Annotated in this window: 17 protein-coding genes, 1 tRNA gene and 2 pseudogenes; 3 read left to right on the top strand and 17 right to left on the bottom strand. The window is 67.1% G+C overall.

What is annotated here, in order from left to right; translation table 11 throughout:
• Window positions 1-6: 6 nt before the first annotated feature.
• From Q9246_RS13730 to Q9246_RS13760, 7 genes are all read right to left on the bottom strand, one after another.
• Window positions 7-702 carry a WecB/TagA/CpsF family glycosyltransferase gene (locus tag Q9246_RS13730; RefSeq protein WP_306391132.1) on the bottom strand — a complete coding sequence of 232 codons (696 nt, stop codon included), beginning with the start codon at window positions 700-702 and terminating at the stop codon, window positions 7-9.
• 89 nt (window positions 703-791) lie between these two features.
• Window positions 792-2,774 (bottom strand): heparinase II/III family protein, encoded by a 1,983-nt coding sequence (locus tag Q9246_RS13735; protein ID WP_306391133.1) that lies wholly within the window; start codon window positions 2,772-2,774, stop codon window positions 792-794.
• 10 nt (window positions 2,775-2,784) lie between these two features.
• Window positions 2,785-3,783 carry a glycosyltransferase family 4 protein gene (locus tag Q9246_RS13740; RefSeq protein WP_306391134.1) on the bottom strand — a complete coding sequence of 333 codons (999 nt, stop codon included), beginning with the start codon at window positions 3,781-3,783 and terminating at the stop codon, window positions 2,785-2,787.
• 180 nt (window positions 3,784-3,963) lie between these two features.
• Window positions 3,964-4,899 (bottom strand): phenylacetate--CoA ligase family protein, encoded by a 936-nt coding sequence (locus Q9246_RS13745; protein WP_306391135.1) that lies wholly within the window; start codon window positions 4,897-4,899, stop codon window positions 3,964-3,966.
• Between the two features lie 113 nt (window positions 4,900-5,012).
• A complete protein-coding gene (locus Q9246_RS13750) occupies window positions 5,013-5,210 on the bottom strand; it encodes a hypothetical protein (RefSeq protein ID WP_306391137.1) in 198 nt (65 codons plus the stop codon).
• Window positions 5,210-6,415 (bottom strand): glycosyltransferase, encoded by a 1,206-nt coding sequence (locus tag Q9246_RS13755; RefSeq protein WP_306398171.1) that lies wholly within the window; start codon window positions 6,413-6,415, stop codon window positions 5,210-5,212. Before Q9246_RS13755 ends, Q9246_RS13750 begins: the two co-directional genes overlap by 1 nt.
• 118 nt (window positions 6,416-6,533) lie before the next feature.
• Window positions 6,534-7,055 (bottom strand): MgtC/SapB family protein, encoded by a 522-nt coding sequence (locus tag Q9246_RS13760; protein WP_306391139.1) that lies wholly within the window; start codon window positions 7,053-7,055, stop codon window positions 6,534-6,536.
• A gap of 116 nt (window positions 7,056-7,171) precedes the next feature.
• Here Q9246_RS13760 and Q9246_RS13765 point away from each other — a divergent pair, with 116 nt between their 5' ends.
• A complete protein-coding gene (locus Q9246_RS13765) occupies window positions 7,172-7,600 on the top strand; it encodes a VOC family protein (protein WP_306391140.1) in 429 nt (142 codons plus the stop codon).
• Here Q9246_RS13765 and Q9246_RS13770 read toward each other — a convergent pair.
• From Q9246_RS13770 to Q9246_RS13810, 9 genes and pseudogenes are all read right to left on the bottom strand, one after another.
• Window positions 7,597-7,908, bottom strand: a complete 312-nt coding sequence (locus Q9246_RS13770; RefSeq protein ID WP_306391141.1) for a hypothetical protein — start codon at window positions 7,906-7,908, stop codon at window positions 7,597-7,599. The two genes, Q9246_RS13765 and Q9246_RS13770, sit on opposite strands and share 4 nt — an antisense overlap.
• A gap of 20 nt (window positions 7,909-7,928) precedes the next feature.
• Window positions 7,929-8,405: a polysaccharide biosynthesis/export family protein gene (locus Q9246_RS13775; RefSeq protein ID WP_306391142.1), complete on the bottom strand. Its 477-nt coding sequence runs from the start codon at window positions 8,403-8,405 to the stop codon at window positions 7,929-7,931.
• 59 nt (window positions 8,406-8,464) lie between these two features.
• Window positions 8,465-9,529 (bottom strand): EpsD family peptidyl-prolyl cis-trans isomerase, encoded by a 1,065-nt coding sequence (locus Q9246_RS13780; RefSeq protein WP_306391143.1) that lies wholly within the window; start codon window positions 9,527-9,529, stop codon window positions 8,465-8,467.
• Between the two features lie 37 nt (window positions 9,530-9,566).
• Window positions 9,567-10,582: pseudogene (locus tag Q9246_RS13785) on the bottom strand (NAD-dependent epimerase/dehydratase family protein).
• A 33-nt stretch (window positions 10,583-10,615) separates the two neighbouring features.
• Window positions 10,616-11,317 (bottom strand): annotated as a pseudogene (locus Q9246_RS13790) (undecaprenyl-phosphate glucose phosphotransferase); the annotation flags it as partial.
• An 18-nt stretch (window positions 11,318-11,335) separates the two neighbouring features.
• Complete coding sequence (epsL, locus tag Q9246_RS13795; protein ID WP_306391145.1) at window positions 11,336-12,556, bottom strand: XrtB/PEP-CTERM-associated polysaccharide biosynthesis outer membrane protein EpsL; 1,221 nt, start codon at window positions 12,554-12,556, stop codon at window positions 11,336-11,338.
• 36 nt (window positions 12,557-12,592) lie between these two features.
• Window positions 12,593-13,309 (bottom strand): CAAX prenyl protease-related protein, encoded by a 717-nt coding sequence (locus tag Q9246_RS13800; RefSeq protein ID WP_306391146.1) that lies wholly within the window; start codon window positions 13,307-13,309, stop codon window positions 12,593-12,595.
• Between the two features lie 37 nt (window positions 13,310-13,346).
• Window positions 13,347-15,263 carry an ATP-binding cassette domain-containing protein gene (locus tag Q9246_RS13805; protein ID WP_306391147.1) on the bottom strand — a complete coding sequence of 639 codons (1,917 nt, stop codon included), beginning with the start codon at window positions 15,261-15,263 and terminating at the stop codon, window positions 13,347-13,349.
• A gap of 151 nt (window positions 15,264-15,414) precedes the next feature.
• Window positions 15,415-15,489: transfer RNA gene (locus Q9246_RS13810), tRNA-Arg, on the bottom strand.
• Between the two features lie 188 nt (window positions 15,490-15,677).
• On the opposite strand from Q9246_RS13810, the gene Q9246_RS13815 reads away from it, so the two are divergent.
• Entirely contained in the window at window positions 15,678-16,028 is a 351-nt protein-coding gene (locus tag Q9246_RS13815; protein ID WP_306391148.1) for a Rap1a/Tai family immunity protein, read from the top strand.
• A complete protein-coding gene (locus Q9246_RS13820) occupies window positions 16,025-16,483 on the top strand; it encodes a T6SS effector amidase Tae4 family protein (protein WP_306391149.1) in 459 nt (152 codons plus the stop codon). Before Q9246_RS13815 ends, Q9246_RS13820 begins: the two co-directional genes overlap by 4 nt.
• A 969-nt stretch (window positions 16,484-17,452) precedes the next feature.
• On the opposite strand, the gene Q9246_RS13825 is transcribed toward Q9246_RS13820, so the two are convergent.
• On the bottom strand, window positions 17,453-17,971 hold the full coding sequence (locus Q9246_RS13825) for a MarR family winged helix-turn-helix transcriptional regulator (protein WP_306391150.1): 519 nt from the start codon (window positions 17,969-17,971) through the stop codon (window positions 17,453-17,455).
• Window positions 17,972-17,973 lie beyond the last annotated feature (2 nt).

The following is a 17,973-nucleotide window of genomic DNA, read 5'->3' on the forward strand; positions in this document are numbered from 1 at the left end:
CTAGCACTACCTGCCCCTGGCTGCTTCCTTGACCAGCAGCCAGACAAAGACCATGTCGTCGATGAAGTAACGGCGGAACATCCGGCGCGGCTCCTGCAGGAAGCGGTAGAACCACTCCAGTCCGGATCGCTGCATCCAGGCCGGCGCCCGCTTCACCCTGCCGACCGCCACGTCGAAGCTGCCGCCCACCCCCATCGCGAACGGCACCCGCATCTCGGCCTGGTACTTGCCGAGAAACTGTTCCTTCGTGGGCGAGGAGATCGCCACGAACAGCAGGTCGGCGCGGCTGGCGCGGATCTGGCGCACCAGTTCCGCCTCTTCGTCCGCGCCCTGCCAATAGCCGTCGCGCACGCCGGCCAGCACCAGGCCCGGATAGCGGCCGGCATAGGTCGCGGCCACCGCCCGCACGACCTCGGCCCGCGCCCCCAGCAGGAACACGCGCCAGCCGCGCTCGGCCGCGCGCCGCATCAGAGCCTCGAACAGGTCGATCCCGGCGACCCGTTCCTTGAGCGGCTTGCCCAGCAGGCGCGCCGCCCACACCACGGGCATGCCGTCCACATTGACGAGGTCGCAATCATTGATGATGCGGCGCAGCCCTTCGTCGCGGCTGGCCTTGACCAGCTTGTCGACGTTGACCACCACGTGCTGGTGCGGGCGCCCGGAGCGCACGAAACCCTCGACGATCTCCAGGGTCTCTTCCATCGAAACGTTATCCATATTACAACCAAACAGCGTGACGCGCTCGTTCATGCGTGCCCTCCAGTCCGGTGAATGACGTTTCTTGATTTTAACTATTGGTCATCGACGAAGGTGATTGTAAACCTGCACTCGATGGGAACGGCGGACGATATCGTCGTGATGCGCAGCACCTCGCACGGCTCCTTCGTCTCGTAGGCCGCCGAATACCAGCCCAGCGGCGGATTCTCGGCGCCGCGCACCAGTTCCAGGTGCAGGTCTTCGCCGCTGGCCTGCATCTGCAGCACGAAGCGCTTGCCGCGCACCGCCAGGCCGTGGCTGGTCAGGCGCACGTCGAGGCCGGGCGCGAAATGCCAGAAGGCCTCGACCTTGTGCGCCTTCTTGCCCGCCACCTCGTCGCGCACGACCAGGGTGTTGGCGGCGCCGTCGAAGCGCACGCTGCGCAGGTGCAGCACCGGGTCCGGCAGGCGCGCATAGCCGTCGTGCGAGCCGCGGAAATCGAAATCGTGGTGCGAGGCCGGCATGCGCTCGATGCTGGCGCGCGCCTTGCGCACCCACATGAAGCGTCCGCCCGGCACCGACTGGTCGAGGCCATCGATGCGCACGGTATTGTGGCTCGACGTGCCGCGGAAATAATCGCGCCATTTCTGGTCTTGCCAGTACGAATAGGTGCCGGGGTCGACCAGGCAGGGCTCGCCCGCCACCGACAGGGTGAGCGCGAGCGCATCGGCGTGGCCGTGGGCGGCGATGCCGAGATAGCCCAACGGTCCGCAGTCGAGCAGGCCCTTGATCTCGTTCGCTTCGCCGAATTGGTTGCCGAACAGCAGGTAACCGCCATCGGGGAAGGACCAGCCGCTATCGACCTCGTGCGGATCGCAGTCGGGCCGCGGGCCGGGCAGCGCGTGCAGCAGCCAGCGCACGCCGGGATGGTGGTCGGGCTGGCCGCCGAACACGGTATCGCCCAGCGCCAGCAATTGCGCGGCGCGCCCGGCGCCGGGCCGCCGGGCGCCGGCGTGCAGGCGGAACACGCAGCCGTCGTCGGCGTCGCCCACCATCGGCAGGCCGCCGTCGACGTCGCGCACCGAACGCAGGAAGCGCAGCGCGCGCTGCAGCACGGCCCAGTAGCTGCGCGAGAACGACCTGCCGCCGGCCTGGCCCAGCAGGCCGGCCAGGAACAGGAATTCACACGAAAACATGTGGTAACCAAAAGCCTGCTCGCGGTTGACGCCGTCGCGCGAGAATTGCGCCTGCGCTTCCTGCTCCAGCTCGCGCTGCGCCAGCGCTTCCCACTCCTTCGACTCCTTCCAGCACGGCCAGGTGACGGCGCCGGCATACAGGCCGGCCAGCTCGCCGATCAGGTGGTTGTTGGCCGACGAGTGGCGCGACAGGTGACTTGCGATGGTGCGGCAATGGGCGTGGATGCTGCCGAGCCAGTCGGCCTGCAGGCGGCGCCCGGCGTCGCCTTCGAACAGCGCGCTGCGCTCGCCGCCGACCAGTTGCCAGATGAGGCTCCAGTTGATGAGGCGGATGCCCAGCTCCATCGGGCTGGTCCAGTTGGGGCCGGTGAGCGGCGGGCAGGCCTCGAACCAGCTGCGCAGGTTGTTCTCCAATGCCTGCAGCCAGCGCGCATCGCGGGTCAAGGCCCAGGCCTGGGCCAGGGTCACCAGGTGCAGGTGGCGGTTGAGTTCCCAGACGTGCTTGATGTCGCCCACCAGTTCGCGGTCTTCGACCGCGATGTCGCCGCGGTACAGCGGCGGCGCCACGACGCCGGTCTCGGGATCGCGGTTCCAGGCGGTGGGCACGCCGACGTCGAAGCGGCGTTCGGCGAACAGCACCACGTGGCCGGCCTCGATGCGCTCGGCGTCGAGCAGCAGCGCCTCGACTTCAGGCGGCTCGAGCGCGGGCGCGCCGCGCACATCGAGCGTCAGCGCGCGCGGCAGCGGCGGCGGCGCGGCCCGCCCGGTCGCGCGGCGGCCCAGCTGGATCGCCGCGGCCTGGCGCAGCCGGTAAGCCATCTCGGGGACCGACATGCAGCGCAGGCGGTTGACGAGCCACGTCATGCGTACTGTTGCGTTCATTCAATTTCCCTCACAATTTTGCTTTCTCGTTCGCCAGGTGCGCGTACAGCGTGGCCAGCCGGGCGCAGACGACGCCGGCTGAGTAGTGTCGTTCAATCGCCGCGCGCGCCGCGCACGCCAGCCGCGCATGCAGCGTTTCGTCGGCCAGCAGGCGTCCGATGGCATCCGCCAGGGCCTCGGCGTCGCGCGGCGGCACCAGCAGGCCCAGGAGGCCGTCGGCCAGCGCCTCGGGTATGCCGCCGACCCGCGTCGCCACCACCGGCACCCCGGCCGCCATCGCCTCGAGCATCGCCATCGGCAAGCCTTCGACATGGGACGGCAGGCAGAACAGCCAGGCGCGCGCCAGCTCGGCATCGCGCGCGCGGGCATCGAGCCAGCCCGGCAGCTCGACCCGGCCGGCAATGCCGAGTTCGGCGGCGCGCCGGCGCGCCCAGTCCAGATCGCCGGCGCCGCCCAGCACCAGGCGCAGGGCCGGATGGCGGGCGCAGGCCTGCAGCAATTCGTCCACGCCCTTGGCCGGCTCGATGCGGCCGAGGAACAGGATGCGTCCCCTTTCCCCCTGGGCGCCCGCCGCTGCCAGGCGTACTGGATTGGGCAGCACCTCGACCCGCGCGCGCGGCGCGCAGTCGCGCACCATCGCGGCCCAGCCGGGCGACAGGGCGATCACGCGCGAACTCGCTTCGAGCGTGTGCCGGATCCAGCGCCGCAGCAGCGGTCCGGCCTCGACCAGGGCATAGCGGCGAAAGCCGCCGCCGTGCAGGTGGCACACGGTGCGCGCGCCGCCCAGGCGCGCCATCAGCAGCACCAGCGACTTGCGCAGGAAGCTGGCGTTCGATGCGCAATGGACGTGGACGATGGCCGGCCGCCGCGCCAGGCAGGCCAGCCCCGCCCGCGCCAGGCCGCCCAGCGCGGCGCCGAGCTTGTCCAGGCGCGCGCCGTCGACGTGGGTCGCCACGTAGGCGATGCCTTCGCGTTCGAACAGGCCGTCTTCGCGCAGCACCTCGACCACGCTGGCGATGCCTCCCTTGCCTCCAACGCCGTCCCGACCATCAGCACGCGTGGGGAGGCCGTGTTCATGCAGGCATCCTGGTCGGGGAATGTGTCGGCATCGCACTCATCGCTTCACGCAATTAGTAAAGGGGCAATATTTACAATCATACATGGCAGCTTGTCGAATCGCGCGCACGATTCACTCATCCACGGCGATGAAGGTGAATTTGCCGTTGGCGCCGCGTGGGATCGATGCGACCCGCTCCACCGCGACCTGCACGCCGGGCACCCGCTGCAGGAAGCGTTCGCGCAGGGCGGCTTCGTTGCTGCCGTCGAAGGCGGCGGTGACGACCACCCGCAAGGTGAAGCGGCCCTGGCCGTGGTAGCGCACCTGACCCTCGAGAAGGCGCCCGTCCAAGCCCTGGAATACGCGATCCAGGCGCCCCACCCTGCGGCCGTTGGGCAGGGTCAGGAGGCGTTCCTGGCGTCCGATCACGGCCTCCACGGTCGGGAATACCCGACCGCAGGGACATGGCGCCTGCTCGCCGACGAACACGGTATCGCCGGTGCGGTAGCGCGCCAGCGCCATCGCGGGGTTGTTCAGGCTGGTGCCGACGAGTTCGCTGCTGCCGTCGGGCAGCGCCAGCAGTTCGACGCCGCCGTAGTCGGTCAGCACGTGGTAGCGGCCGTGCTCGCAGGTGCCGATGGCGGCGACCCGCTCGGCCTGGCCATACCAGTCGAACACGGCGACGCCGAAGGCGCGTTCGATGGCCGCGCGCACGGCGGGCTCCAGGGTCTCGGACGAGGTCATCACGCCGCGCAGGGCCCGGCCCGCATAGGGGCGGCCGGCCGCGATCAACCAGTTGGCGATGGCGCCGATCGAGGATGGATAGGCCTGGATCACCACCGGATCGTGGCTTTCCAGGGCCGCGACATAGGCGCCGATGGTCGCATCCGACAGGTGGTAGGACGACATGACGAGCATCTTGCCGGCCCGGTCGTGGCGCCAGTGGCGCTCGCCACTGAGCAGGTCGCCGCGGATCCAGGCGCGGCGTTGGCCGGGACGCCAGCCGATCCATCCCAGCTGGCGCTGGATGAACGCCTCTTCGCGGATCACGGCGCCCAGCGACTGCACCAGGCTCAGGGGCGTACCCGAGGTGCCGCTGGTGCGGATCGTGTTGCGCAGCAGGGTGCCGGCGCGGCGCGGCCGCAGGTGGCGCGCCGGGTCCTGGCGCAGCGCGGCCTTGGTCAGCAGGGCCGCGCCGGGCGGGACGGCCTGCGCCGGGTCGGGTCCGGCGCGGCGGCCAGGCCGAGGGCGTGCGCGCGGCGCGCCACGTAGCGCTCGAGGGCGGCGGCCGAGCGCTCGTTGCGCAGCAGGGCCGGCAGCACGAGGCAGCGCGCCGGCAGGCTGCGCACGAGGAGACGCACCAGAGGCCGCGGGTCCATCAATCGCCCTCGCCGGCCAGGATGCGGGCATAGGCCATGGCCACACCGCGGCCCAGCACCGCATAGCTGCGGTGCTCCCGCACCCAGGCCGGGCCGTGCGCGGCGCAGGCGGCGGCCAGCGTCGGCTCGTCCAGCAGCCGGCGCACGGCGTCGGCGAAGGCATCGAGCTCCATCGGCGCGCACAGCCCGGCGCTGCTCCCGGCCAGCACCCGGGCCTGGTCCGGGATGTCGTTGGCCACGCTCGGGATGCCGAGCGCCAGGTATTCGACCAGCTTGGTCGGCGACGAGACGTCGAACAGCGCGCCGCGCGGGATCGGCGACAGGCCGACCTCGGCCCGCACCGCGTAGCCCAGCGCTTCGCGCTGCGGCAGCCAGCCGGTGAGCAGGACCTGGGCCGCAAGGCCGCGGCGCGCGATCTCGGAGCGCATCCAGGCCATCTCGTCCCGCGACGGGGCGTCGCCGGCGATCACCAGCAAGACCTCGGGCACCTCGTTTGCCAGGCGTTCGGCCAGGTCGAGCAGGAAGCTCGACGCGCGCGACTGCGCGACCCGGCCCAGGTAGAGCAGCACCCGGCGTCCGTCGAGGCGCGGGTCGGTGCTGGGCGCGATGCGGTCGCGGTCGAAGGCGGCGAGGTCGACGCCCATCGGCACCGCCGTCATGCGCTCGCGCCTGAAACCCTTGCCGGACAGCCAGTCGGCCATCGCTTCGCTCTGCACGAACACGTGATCGGCGCCCGGCAGCACCAGGCGGTACAGCAGCCAGCGCGAGGCGGCGGCGCGCGCGGCATGCGCCAGCCAGCGCGGCCCCCTGCCGCGGCGCGCGATCGCGTCGCGGCGCGACGCGTAGCCTTCGACGATCGGGAACGACATCCAGTAGATGAACGGTACGCCGAGGATGGCGGCGGCGGCGCGGCCGACCAGGCCGGATGCGATCTTGTCGCGCACCTGGATCGCGTCCAGCCTGGCGCGACGCCGCGCGCGCAGCAGCCCCAGCAAGTCCCAGCACGGCGCCAGCAGGCTGGCCCACGGGCTGTCGGCGCGGCCGACCGCGTGCATGCCGCCCCGCTCCAGTCGACCGGGGAGTCGCCGCCCTGCCCCACCAGCGCGCTGCCGATGCCGTGGCGCGGCAGCTCGGCGCCGAACAGGGACCTCAGGTCGGCGCGGACCGGCGGCAGGGGGTCGCGCACGATATGCAGGATGCGCAATGGCGCGATGGGATCCAGTTGGCGCATGGCGCTCGTATCGATGGTGGAAGCTACGATACTAGACCGCCATCCGCGCCGGATGTTTCAGCTAGCGCAGACTTGTGCGCCGCGGCGATGCGCTAGCGGTCGGTGTCGCGGTCGGCCGGGCCGTATTCGCCCACCTTCTTGGCCGGGGTGCGCAGGATGGACAGGATCACCAGGCCGAACAGCGCGCTGAGGATGGCCGTGGCTTCGCGCCCCATGCCGGCGGCGACGCCGATGGCGGCCGTCATCCACACGCTGGCGGCGGTTGTCAGGCCCTTGATGTCGTTCTGTTCCTTCTGCTTGAGGATGGCCCCGGCGCCCAGGAAGCCGATGCCGGCCGTCACCCCTTGCAGCACGCGCGACAGGTCGGACACCTCCATGCCCGCCTGCAGCGGGATCAGCACGAACAGGGCCGAGCCGACCGAGACCAGCATATGGGTGCGCAGGCCTGCCGACGCGCCCACCGTCTCGCGCTCGTAGCCCAGCATCCCGCCCACCAGCGCCGCCACCAGCAGGCGCACCACGATCACGGTCACGTCCTCGGCATTGCCGAGGTCGGAAAATTCACGCTGGATCGTCAACCAGCTTTCTCTCCACCACACTTGCGTTCCCTCCATGGTTGACCGGCATTCTTGGACGGAATCATGCCATCCATGCAAGATGCGTGTCGCCACGCTCAGCCTTACGCGACGTCCGTATAATCGGCGCTTCGGACTACCCACAAGGAGAAGCGATGGAAACCAACGAGATTTACCGCGGACGCCTGATCGATCATATCCAGCTGGTGGTGCGCGACTTGCCCGCGTCGCGCAAGTTCTATACGGCAGTTTTCGACGTGCTGGGCATTCCGCTGGGCGGCTCGGGCGACGATTACCTGTGGGCCGACGAGCTGTTCATCTCGTCCCCGGACAGCGAAGCGGCCCAGGGCCAGCTGACCGGCCGCCACCACCTGGCCTTCCAGGCGCGCGACCGGGCGATGGTGGATGCCTTCTACCATGCGGCGCTGGCGGCCGGCGGCAAGGACAATGGCGCGCCGGGCGAACGTCCCTACCACCCGGGTTATTACGGCGCCTTCGTGATCGATCCTGACGGCAACAATATCGAAGCCGTGTACCACGGCGAGGCGACCTTCAGCGCGCGCGAGATCAAGGTCACTTTTTAAGCGGACCACCCTGCGCGGCCTTCCTTCCACGCCAGCAGGCGCGGCAGCAAGGCGGCGCTCGCCCGGCTGTCGAGCTTGCGGCAGAAGTGAGCGCCGGACGCTTGGATATGCGCCAGGTCATCCTCATCGAGCACCGTCGGATGGCAGGCGCCGCCCTCCGGCCACTGGATATAGCGAAAATTATTCGGCAGCACCCGGCTGGCGAAGCGCGTATGCATGACCAGGGTCTGGAAAAACAGTTCGTCGGGCGACTGCACGCTGCCGCAAAAGCGCAGCAGGCGCGGATGCGCGTCCGCCAGCGCCAGCACCTCGCGCAGGCAGCCGCGCGTCAGGCTCCACCAGCATGAGCCGCCGTAAGGAGCAGGCTGATCATGTCGCCGCCGTCGCCGTGGATGCCGCCGGCCAGCGCCAGCATGTCGAGCACCTTGCGCCTGCCTTCGACCGGATAGCGGCCTGGCCGGTTCACATGGCCCAGCACCGACACCTGCTGGCTGGCCAGCGTGGTGACCAGCATATTGACCTGGGCCCGCTTGAGGTAGCCACCCTTCTCGAGCTGGCCGGCGATCTTCCTTTCGGCGGCGGCCACCGACAGGCCGCCCACGGCGACCTGGCCCAGCAGCGGGAACGTAATGTGACCGCTCTCGCTGACCCGGGTCTCGATCGACAGGTCCGGGCTGCCATACACCGACAGCTTGACCACGTCGCCCGCGCCCAGCAGGACCTCGGCCGCGCCTGCCGCACCAATCCCCATGCTGATACCCAACATGAAGGCGGCGCCCATCACCCATCTCGTCAAGCGTTGCATCGTCACTCCTCTGGCAACGAAGGTCGTCGCCAAGTGTTGGCGCCTATTGCGCCAGGCGCTTACTCAAGGCCGGCCACGCCGCGGTCGAGCGCGGCCTTGGCAGCGGGATCGCCGCCAGCGTCCGTGGCGGCGCCCGCCTGGCCGTCGTCGGCAAGACCCGCCAGTGACGCCGGCGCCGCGGCCGCGGCTGGCAGGGCTCCAGGCGCGGTGGCATCGGGCGCCAGGTCCTTGTTCATGTATTCGATCTTGGCGCTGCCGCGCAGGCGCTGGATTTCGGCCTGGGCCAGCTCCGTGTTCTTGCGCTTGGCAAGGTATTGCGCGATCTGCGGCGCGGCGATGTCCAGCGCCACCGGCGCCTCGCGCACCTCGTCGACCGCGACCAGCATCGCGCGCTGCCCTTCCTGCACCAGGAATAGCTGGCCCTTGGGCATCGACAGCAGCTTCGATGCCAGCTCGGGCTTGAGGTCGGCCGTGCTGCGCGTGACCTGGGCGCGGCCGTGAACGACCTGGCGGGCGTCGAGGAAGGCCGCTACCTCGTCGAGCGACTTCGCGCGGTCGGCGGCGGTGCGCAGCTCGGGGGTCACGTTTGAAACCGGTAATACGAGCTGGCTCATCGTCAACTGGCGGCGCTTGGCGAAGAACTGCGGGTGCTTGTTGAAATAGTCTTCGATCTCGGACTGGCTCGGGCGGCCGGTATCGCCCACGCGCTTTTGCATATAGGCCTGGGCGATGATGAGGGAGCGCGCGCGTTCGATCGCCTGCATCACCTTGGGGTCGCGGTCGAGCTTTTCCTTGGCCGCTTCGCTCTCGAGCAGTTCACGGTCAATCAAGGCTTGCAGCAATTGCTTGCTTGCCACTTGCTGCTGGGCCGCCGGCACCCCGGCGCGCTGCATTTCTTCGTTCAGCTGCAAGACCGTGATCTCTTCGCCGTTCACGCTTGCAAGCGCCTGGCCGGGCTTGGCATCCGCCGCCGGCTGGTCGCGCTGGCAGCCGGCCAGCGTCATGCCGGCCAAGGCCAGGACCAGCGCCGGGACCAGTGCAGGGACCATGCCCGTGCGCGCCGCCTCTCGCCCGAGAATAAACGAAAGGATGGTCGATCGGGCGTCGTGGTGCGGGTTGTTCATGCTGTACTCCAACGTGAGTGGACGCCGCTTGCCGGGATCATGCATGGGCGGTCCGGGTCGAAACCTGCCATTCTGGACCCCTTGCGCCGTCCTCTCTGTTCAGCATTTCACATCGTGCGTCGAGATAGGCGGCGTAGGCGCGCTGCAAGCCCTTGGCCAGCGGCGTGCTGGCGCGCCAGCCCAGCGCCGCCAGCCGGGAAACGTCGAGCAGCTTGCGCGGCGTGCCATCGGGCTTGCTCGCATCGAAGACGATCCTGCCGCGGTAGCCCACGGTCTGCCCCACCAGGTGCGCCAGGTCGGCGATGCTGACGTCTTGCCCGGTGCCGATATTGATGTGCGAATGCATGGGATCGGTGCTGGCTGCGTACACCGCGGGCGCCAGGTCCATCACGCGGACGCTGGCGGCCGCCATGTCGTCGACGTAGAGGAATTCGCGCATCGGCTTGCCGCTGCCCCAGATCACGACCTCGGGCGCGGCACCGCTCTTGGCCTCGTAGAAGCGGCGCAGCAGGGCCGGGATCACGTGGCTGTTCTCGGGGTGGTAATTGTCGCCGGGGCGTACAGATTGTTCGGCATCACGCTGCGGTAGTCAGTGCCGTATTGGCGGTTATAGCTCTCGCACAGCTTGATGCCGGCGATCTTGGCCATGGCATAGGGCTCGTTGGTCGGCTCGAGCATGCCGTTCATGAGGTACTCTTCGCGGATTGGCTGGGCGCGGCGCAGGAAGCGTCCCAGGCGCGTGACGCGGCCGTCGCCGGCCCGGGCCTGGACGATGGTGTGCCCGTCGTCCAGCACCGTCATCGAGCGGAATTTATAGATATAGATTTCTTCGCCATACAGGCCGTAGCGGCGCTGCCTGAACAGCACCGGGCCGGGCGAGCCGAGCTTCACGGCAATGGCGACCAGCAGCATCAGCGGCCCCAGCACTATCAGGGCGGACGCGCTTACCGCGATGTCCGTGCCGCGCTTGATCACGCTATTGAAGCCCATGAACGGCGTCTCGCTGATGGCGATGACCGGCATCCCGCCCACGGTATCGAAACGCGCCTGCATCAGGTCGAACACATAAACATCCGGCAAGAAATAGACCGAGGCGGTGGTGTCCTTCAGTTCGTCGACCAGGCGCCGGATGCGTGGCTGGGCCGAGACCGGCTGGCTGATGAAAATCATCTTGATATTGTGCCGGCGCACATACGCCGCGACTTCAGTCATCGTGCCGAGCATCGGGTATGCCAGGCCGGCCGGCTGGCGTCCGTCGGCGCGGTCGTCGAAGAAACCCCGCACCTGCATGAACAGGTTCGGATGGCGCTCGCACACGCCGGCGAACTTGATGCCGGCATCGTTGGCGCCGACCACGACGATCGAGCGCAGCTCGCAGCCGTGCCGGCGGCTGTGCTTGCCGCTACCGGTGGCGAGTCGCACCGCGATATGGCTGGCCAGGATCGTCAGCGGCGTGGCGATCGCCCAGGCCAGCAGTACCCGGTCATCGTAGTAATGGATCATGCCGCTGGCCGTGCCCAGGAAGTACAGCACCGCGAGCGTCAGGCACCAGCCGAACACCGTATCGCGGGCATAGGCCAGCATGCGGCCGCTGCGCCAGGTGCGGTAGGGATCGATATGCTGGTAGACGGCCGATGCGATGAAGAAGGCGAGGATCATGAGCACCAGGCAATAGCCAGAGAACGGTTCGCCGAAGGCCAGGGTTGCCAGGTACAGGCTGCCCATCACGATCAGCGGATCGAGCACGCGCTGGAAGAACGAGATGATGGGGATGTCGTTGACCGTCATGCGCCGGACGAGCCTCGGTCAGAACAGCAGATTGGCGCTCAGCTGCACCATATTGGCGTCGAACTTGCCGGTGCCGAGTACCGGCGAGCCGGCGCGTGCCTGGTAGGCATAGCCGGCCACCACCTGCACCCTGGACCGGACCTGCCACAGCGCGCGCAGGCTGGCGCTGCGGATCGCGTCGGTCAGGTCGTCCGAGCCGGCGAACACGGTGCGCGCCGTGTAGTCGCGCTTCTCGTAGGCGGCGCTGGCATCGACCCTGATCTTGTCGGAAGCGAGCCAGGTGGCTTGCAGGCTGGCGCCCTTGTTGAGGGTATAGCTGACGCTCGGGCTTTCGATCGGCGCGAACTCGCGCCACAGGGCTGCGCTGTAGCTGATCTTGCCCGCCGGCTTGACGATGGCCGTGATACGGCCATTGATGCCGCTGGTGCTGCCCTCGCCATACGAGGGCTGCTCGCGCCGCGCATAGCCGGCCAGCGCCTGTACCGTGGTGGTTCCGCTGGCCAGCCAGTCGATTCGCGCCTTGAGTTCGTGTTGCGTGAAATCGTCGGTGAGCACGCCGCTGGCGGAGGGGCGCCGGTAGGGATACGTGCCCTTGATGCGACGCGCGACGAGGCCGACCGAACTGCCGCTCCTGGGCCGGTACAGGAGTTCGGCCTCGACTGCCTTTTCGGTGCGGTTGTTGTAGCGCTGGGCCAGCAACTCGTACGTGTATTTGTCGCGCGCCGCACCGACCCGCAGCTTCCAGCTCGGATGCATCTTCCAGCTGGCATCGACTACCTGGCGGCGCTGCTGGCGCAGGTTCCGTTCGTCGCTGTCGAAGTCGGTGTACGGCGCCAGCGTCTCGATGTACAGCGTTTCGGCGCGGCCCTCGAACCTGCTGCCGACTTCCCACAGCCAGCTCGCCTGCAGGTCGCGGCCATCGTAGTCGAGCTGGTCGAAGTGGTCGAACGCGACCTTCGACAGCCTGGCCGTGGCCGCGAGGCGCTGGCGGCCGATCGTCTCGTTGACGACCACGCCGGCCTCGAGCGTGCGATAGGTATCGCTGCGCCGGCCTTCGAACGGCGGCTCGTCGTCGGCCACCCGCAACAGATTGTCGTCATGGGTCCAGCCGATGGCGCCGAGCAGGCGCACGCCCTCTTGCTGCGCGTCTTTCTGTGCGGCCAGTGCCGGGAACGAACACAACAGGGTCGCCAGCGCAAGCAGGGTGCTATGCCGATGCGATGCAGGGTGGTAAGGCATGTTCTAAGTGATCCCGGTGACACTGCGCCGAAGGAATTACCAGAACTGCCAGCCTCCGGTATGCACCACCCAGATTCCCAGCAATCCATTCGTGATAGCGTGGGCCAGTATGGGCGACCACAGCTTGCGGTGCCGCATATACAGCAAGCCGTAGGCCACGCCTGCCGCAATGCCGGCCAGCCAAAGCGTGTGTTCGAACCCGAACAACACGCATGGAATCACGAAAGCCTTGAAGCCGATGCGAGCCGGATCAACCGACATGAAATCGGACCGTTCGACCCAGCGCATCAAGAACGAGCGCCAGAACAATTCTTCCATCACGGGCACGATCAGCGCAGCGCCGGCGATGCGGATCGCCACCAGCAGCCAGTCGATCTCGCCGTTCGTGCGCGGATCGTAGCCAGGCGAGCTGCCGATCGTCATCCAGGGCGCGACCAGGTTGACCCACAGGACCAGCACCACGATACCGGCGACGATGGCGACGAGCACCTGCCGCAGCGACAGCGAGAACCGGTGCAATTCCTCGTAATCGCGCCAGAAGGCGGCCAGCAGCGCCAGCACGGCGCCGACCTGGACCGGATACAGCCAGCGCAGCTCGGCGCGGCCGATACCTGCCCGCTCGAGCAGGTCGCCGACGATGATGAAGAATATATAGGCGCCGAACGGCAGGATCCGCGCCCAGGCGGCGCGGCTGAGGAAGGGTTCGACAGCCGCAGCCGGCGGAGAACGATGTGGATCCCGGTATTCGCTCATCGATATGCCTCTCCGGCGCGGCTGCGTCGTAACAGCTTTATTCGCCCCGGGCCCGCGCCTCGATGCGCTCCCAGCGGTCCAGCGCGTCGAGCAGCAGGTCCTCGATCTCGGCAAAGCGCGCATTGATGCGCTTGGCGTCGGCCGGATTCGTCTTGTAGAAGTCCGGCGCGTTCAGTTGCTGGGTGATGGCCGATTGCTCGTCCTCGAGGGTGGCGATCAGTTGCGGCAGTTCTTCCAGCTCGCGCTGTTCCTTGTAGCTCAGCTTGACCTTCTTGGCCGCTGCCGGGCTTGCAGGCGCCGCCTCTTCGGTCTTGGCCGGGCTCGCCTTCGCCGCGACCGGCGCCTGGACCACCGGGGCCGCGGCCCTGACGCGCTCCCAGTCAGTATAACCGCCCACATACTCGCGCCACTTGCCGCCGCCTTCGGCCACGATGACCTGGGTCACGACATTGTCCAGGAAGGTACGGTCGTGGCTGACGAGGAAGACGGTGCCGGTGTATTCCTCGAGCAGTTCTTCCAGCAGCTCGAGGGTATCGATGTCGAGGTCGTTGGTCGGTTCGTCCAGCACCAGGCAGTTGGCCGGCTTGGCGAACAGGCGCGCCAGCAGCAGGCGGTTGCGTTCGCCGCCAGAGAGCGACTTGACCGGCGAACGCGCCCGCTCCGGCGAGAACAGGAAGTCGTTCAGGTAAGTCATGACGTGCTTGCGCTGGCCATTGATCTCGACCCAGTCGCTGCCCGGCGCGATGGTGTCGGCCAGGCTCGCCTCTTCGTTGAGCTGGGTGCGCATCTGGTCGAAATATGCCACGTTCAGCTTGGTGCCGAGACGCACGGCGCCGCTGTCGGCGGTTTCCTCGCCCAGGATGATCTTGAGCAGGGTGGTCTTGCCGGCGCCGTTCGGGCCGATCAGGCCGACCTTGTCGCCGCGCATGATGGTGCCGGTGAAATGCTCGACGATGACCTTGTCGCCGTAGCGCTTCGACACGCCTTCGAGGTCAGCCACGATCTTGCCGGAGCGCTCGCCGGTGGCGACGTCGAGCTTGATCTGGCCCTGCTGGTCGCGGCGCGCGGCGCGCTGCAGGCGCAGCGCTTCCAGGCGGCGCACGCGGCCTTCGTCGCGGGTACGGCGCGCCTGCACGCCCTTGCGGATCCACACTTCTTCTTGCGCCAAAAATTTATCGAACTTGGCGTTCTCGACTTCTTCATTGGCCAGCAGTTCGCGCTTGCGCTCCTGGTAGGTCGTGAAATTGCCAGGGAACGACAGCAGGATGCCGCGGTCGAGTTCGATGATGCGGGTGGAGACATTGTCCAGGAAGCTGCGATCGTGGGTGATGAACAGGATCGAGCCGCGGAAGTCGCGCAGCAAGCTCTCCAGCCACTTGATCGAAGTAAAGTCCAGGTGGTTGGTCGGTTCGTCGAGCAGCAGCACGTCGGGCGCCGACACCAGGGCCACGGCCAGCGCCACGCGCTTCTGCATGCCGCCGGACAAGGTGCCCATCTTCGCATCGCCCGCCAGGTTCAGGCGGCCCAGCGTGGTCTCGACCTTGTTCGCCAGGTTCCAGCCATCGGTGGCGTCGAGTTTGGTCTGCAGCACGTGCATGCGCTCCATCAGGGCGTCGTCGTCGCCCTGGCCGAACTTGCCGGTGAGCTCTTCATATTCCGTCAGCATCGCCTGCTGGTCGCCCATGCCCAGTGCGACCACCTCGAACACCGACATCTCCGGGTCGAATACCGGTTCCTGCTCCACGTAGGCGATGCTCAGGCCCTGCTGCATGACGAGCAGGCCGTCGTCGAGTTTCGAGCGGCCCGAGATAATCTTCAGGAGCGAGGATTTGCCGGTGCCGTTACGGCCGATGAGGCCGACGCGCTCGCCGGTTTCCAGCGAAAAATCGGCGTGGTCGAGCAGCGGGACGTGGCCGAAGGCCAGTTGCGCGGAAGTGAGGGAGATGACTGCCATATTCGGTGTGCGGCCCGGTGCGGGAACTGGTCGCCGGCGCGGGCAAAAGCGTGAGTTGATTGAGTAAGGCGCACATTGTACCGACTGCACGGGCCGGCGGCGTCAATTCTCGGATATTCAGGGGGAGCGCAACAGCTGCAGGAAGGGGAAATGGTATCGCCAGCAGGAATCGAACCTGCATCTAACCCTTAGGAGGGGCTTGTACTATCCATTGTACGATGGCGACACTCCGGGCGAATTGTACCAGCCGCAGGCGCCTTGTGTCAGTGCCAAGGTGCAAATGTCAGCTTGTCGCACCCGACTCCTTAATGTCGATCACCGCAACATCGACGACCCGTGCTGGCCGATTGATATTTATCCAATAGCCTGGATACAACTCTGCCACGATCCTTCCACTACCACCAGGAGGATCCCATGCGCAGGCAGACCTGTCTCGGTTTGATGTTGCCGCTCACGGCGCTGGCCGCGCCCTACTCTCCAACCATGGATGGCAACCGCTTCATCGAGATGATGAGCCACCCGTCGCCTTCCGGCCAGGCCTACCTGGACCGCGAGAAAGCCTACAGCTACCTCGACGGCCTGCGCGACGGCGCCGAGGGTCGGGTCTGGTGCGACGTGAGCCAGCTCAAGACGCCGGACCTGGCATACGAGATGGCCAGCAAGCTCGCACAGCTTCCGGCCACCGAGCGCAAGAAAAACGCTTCGCAGCTATTGCTGGAGCAACTGGGTCGCACCTACCCTTGCCGCAACGGCGGCAAGCGATGAAACCGCTTTTCGCCGTGCTGAACCAGCATTATCCCAGGCACGAGAGCAAGGAAAACCTGTACCGCCGGATAGGCTGGGCCGACGTCATCCAGCATCCCGGCTTCAACGATACCTGCGCCATCCGGATGAGCGTCGGACTCGCAGGCGCCGGCGTGCCCGTGCGCGGCGCGATGAAGGCGAAATTGGGCGACCTCAAGAACAAGCGTATCGAACCGCGCCAGGCAAATCTTTCGCGCATGCTCAGGGGGCTATGGGGCGAGCCCGACATCTATGCCAGCGAGCAGGATGCGCGCGACGGCATTGCCAACCGCAGCGGCGTGATTTCCTTCTTTCGCATCGGCGGCGGCCCGGGCGGCCACATCGACTTGATCTCACCCGGCCCGTATGGATTCCCGCAATGCGCCCGCAGCTGCTTCTTCGCATCCGAGGAAATCTGGTTCTGGCCGCTGCAATGACCCTGGCGGCGTCAGGACGCGCCGCCATCCTCCACCCGCAGCGTGTGCTTCATGGTCGACAACAAAGCGACCATGCCCGCCTTGTCCTCGCCGGGTATATCCGCCAGCATCTCCTTTGCAAGCGCGTCTTGCGAGGCTCCGCCGTCTTGGCAACACTTGCCTCCTCTCCGTAGCACAATGGATAGTGCACATGCCTGCTATCAAAAACGTGAACAAATGTGCTCAGCGTTTTCTTCCTGCCCCGAACCGTCCTATTGACCGTGCTCGTATCTGACAGGCGTGACTTTCCCGCCTACCATCGGCAAAACGCCGGAAGTAGTGCCTGACGTTGCCGTCAGACTCGCCACGGGTAGCGCAGCATGCGTCGCGAGGACGCTGGTTGCGAGCCGTCTTTCATATGTAAGTTGGCAAGGAGCTGATTCGACGACCGCATTCTTACACTCTCGTTCTTCCGCTTGGTTTTCGCGGAATGGAAGAGCAATTCAATAGCACTGCGTCTTACCTGCTTACGTAGTTTCAGACACCGAGACCCCGACCAGAGTTCCGCTCCTAAGCGTGGGATACTGGTTCGATTCCAGTCGGGGGGACCACCCTCTTCAGCACGTCACGCCGATTCTGCCAGCAGGCGCGGAACTGCGCCGATTTTCCGATGTCATAATCACGTAGTCAGCCATCAGGCTCGCACCCTGCGTCTTCACGACGCGATCTGCGCTACCCGTGGCGAGTCCAGCGGCAACGCTGGGCACTGCCGCCGTTCTGTTATCGGCGGGAGGCGGGAAAGTCACGCCTGTCAGATACGAGCACGGTCAGCAAGACGACTCGGGGCAGGAAGAAAGCATATGCGCAGGCATGTGCTCTCGATAGCAGGACCCCGTACTATCCATTCGGCCTTAACGCCGCCATGGTTGTACGCTCGGTGAAAATGTTCGACCTTCTGCGCGGGCAACGCTGTGACGTCGCCCGCGCCTTTCACGTCGCATCATCGACCCGCAGCTTGCGCTTCATGGTCGACAACAACGCCACCATGCCCGCCTTGTCCTCTCCAGGTATATCCGCCAGCATCTCCTCGATCCAGCGCTCGTGCACCGCCGCCATCTCGGCAAACGCCACCCTGCCCGCCTCGGTCAGCTTGACCGCCGACGCCCGCCGGTCGCGCGCATCCTGCACCCGCACGACCAGTTCCTCGCGCTCGAGCTGGTCGGTGATCCCGGTGATATTCCCCCCGGTCACCATCATGCGCTTCGACAGCTCGCCCATGCGCAAACCTTCCGGATGCCGCTCCAGTTGCGCCATCAGGTCGAAGCGCGGCAGGGTAATGCCGAAGGTGGTGCGCAGGCGGCTGCGGATCTCGTTCTCGATGCGCGTCGTGCACGACAGCATGCGCAGCCACAGCCGCAGCGACTGGTGGTGTTCGTCCGTCAGGCGGCTTTCCAGGTCCAGGTCGGCCGCGTCGTCGTCGCCGGCCCGTGTGCGCCTGTCGTCATCCATAT

The organism is Telluria beijingensis (assembly GCF_030770395.1).
GTDB classification, from domain to species: domain Bacteria; phylum Pseudomonadota; class Gammaproteobacteria; order Burkholderiales; family Burkholderiaceae_D; genus Telluria; species Telluria beijingensis.

Excerpts from the sequence above, each read along its gene's own strand:
- Q9246_RS13730 (WP_306391132.1), bottom strand. The coding sequence starts at position 702 with ATGGAAGAGACCCTGGAGATCGTCGAGGGTTTCGTGCGCTCCGGGCGC.
- Q9246_RS13735 (WP_306391133.1), bottom strand. The coding sequence starts at position 2,774 with ATGAACGCAACAGTACGCATGACGTGGCTCGTCAACCGCCTGCGCTGC.
- Q9246_RS13750 (WP_306391137.1), bottom strand. The coding sequence starts at position 5,210 with ATGGACCCGCGGCCTCTGGTGCGTCTCCTCGTGCGCAGCCTGCCGGCG.
- Q9246_RS13760 (WP_306391139.1), bottom strand. The coding sequence starts at position 7,055 with ATGGAGGGAACGCAAGTGTGGTGGAGAGAAAGCTGGTTGACGATCCAG.
- Q9246_RS13765 (WP_306391140.1), top strand. The coding sequence starts at position 7,172 with ATGGAAACCAACGAGATTTACCGCGGACGCCTGATCGATCATATCCAG.
- Q9246_RS13775 (WP_306391142.1), bottom strand. The coding sequence starts at position 8,405 with ATGCAACGCTTGACGAGATGGGTGATGGGCGCCGCCTTCATGTTGGGT.
- Q9246_RS13780 (WP_306391143.1), bottom strand. The coding sequence starts at position 9,529 with ATGAACAACCCGCACCACGACGCCCGATCGACCATCCTTTCGTTTATT.
- epsL (WP_306391145.1), bottom strand. The coding sequence starts at position 12,556 with ATGCCTTACCACCCTGCATCGCATCGGCATAGCACCCTGCTTGCGCTG.
- Q9246_RS13800 (WP_306391146.1), bottom strand. The coding sequence starts at position 13,309 with ATGAGCGAATACCGGGATCCACATCGTTCTCCGCCGGCTGCGGCTGTC.
- Q9246_RS13805 (WP_306391147.1), bottom strand. The coding sequence starts at position 15,263 with ATGGCAGTCATCTCCCTCACTTCCGCGCAACTGGCCTTCGGCCACGTC.
- Q9246_RS13815 (WP_306391148.1), top strand. The coding sequence starts at position 15,678 with ATGCGCAGGCAGACCTGTCTCGGTTTGATGTTGCCGCTCACGGCGCTG.
- Q9246_RS13820 (WP_306391149.1), top strand. The coding sequence starts at position 16,025 with ATGAAACCGCTTTTCGCCGTGCTGAACCAGCATTATCCCAGGCACGAG.
- Q9246_RS13825 (WP_306391150.1), bottom strand. The coding sequence starts at position 17,971 with ATGGATGACGACAGGCGCACACGGGCCGGCGACGACGACGCGGCCGAC.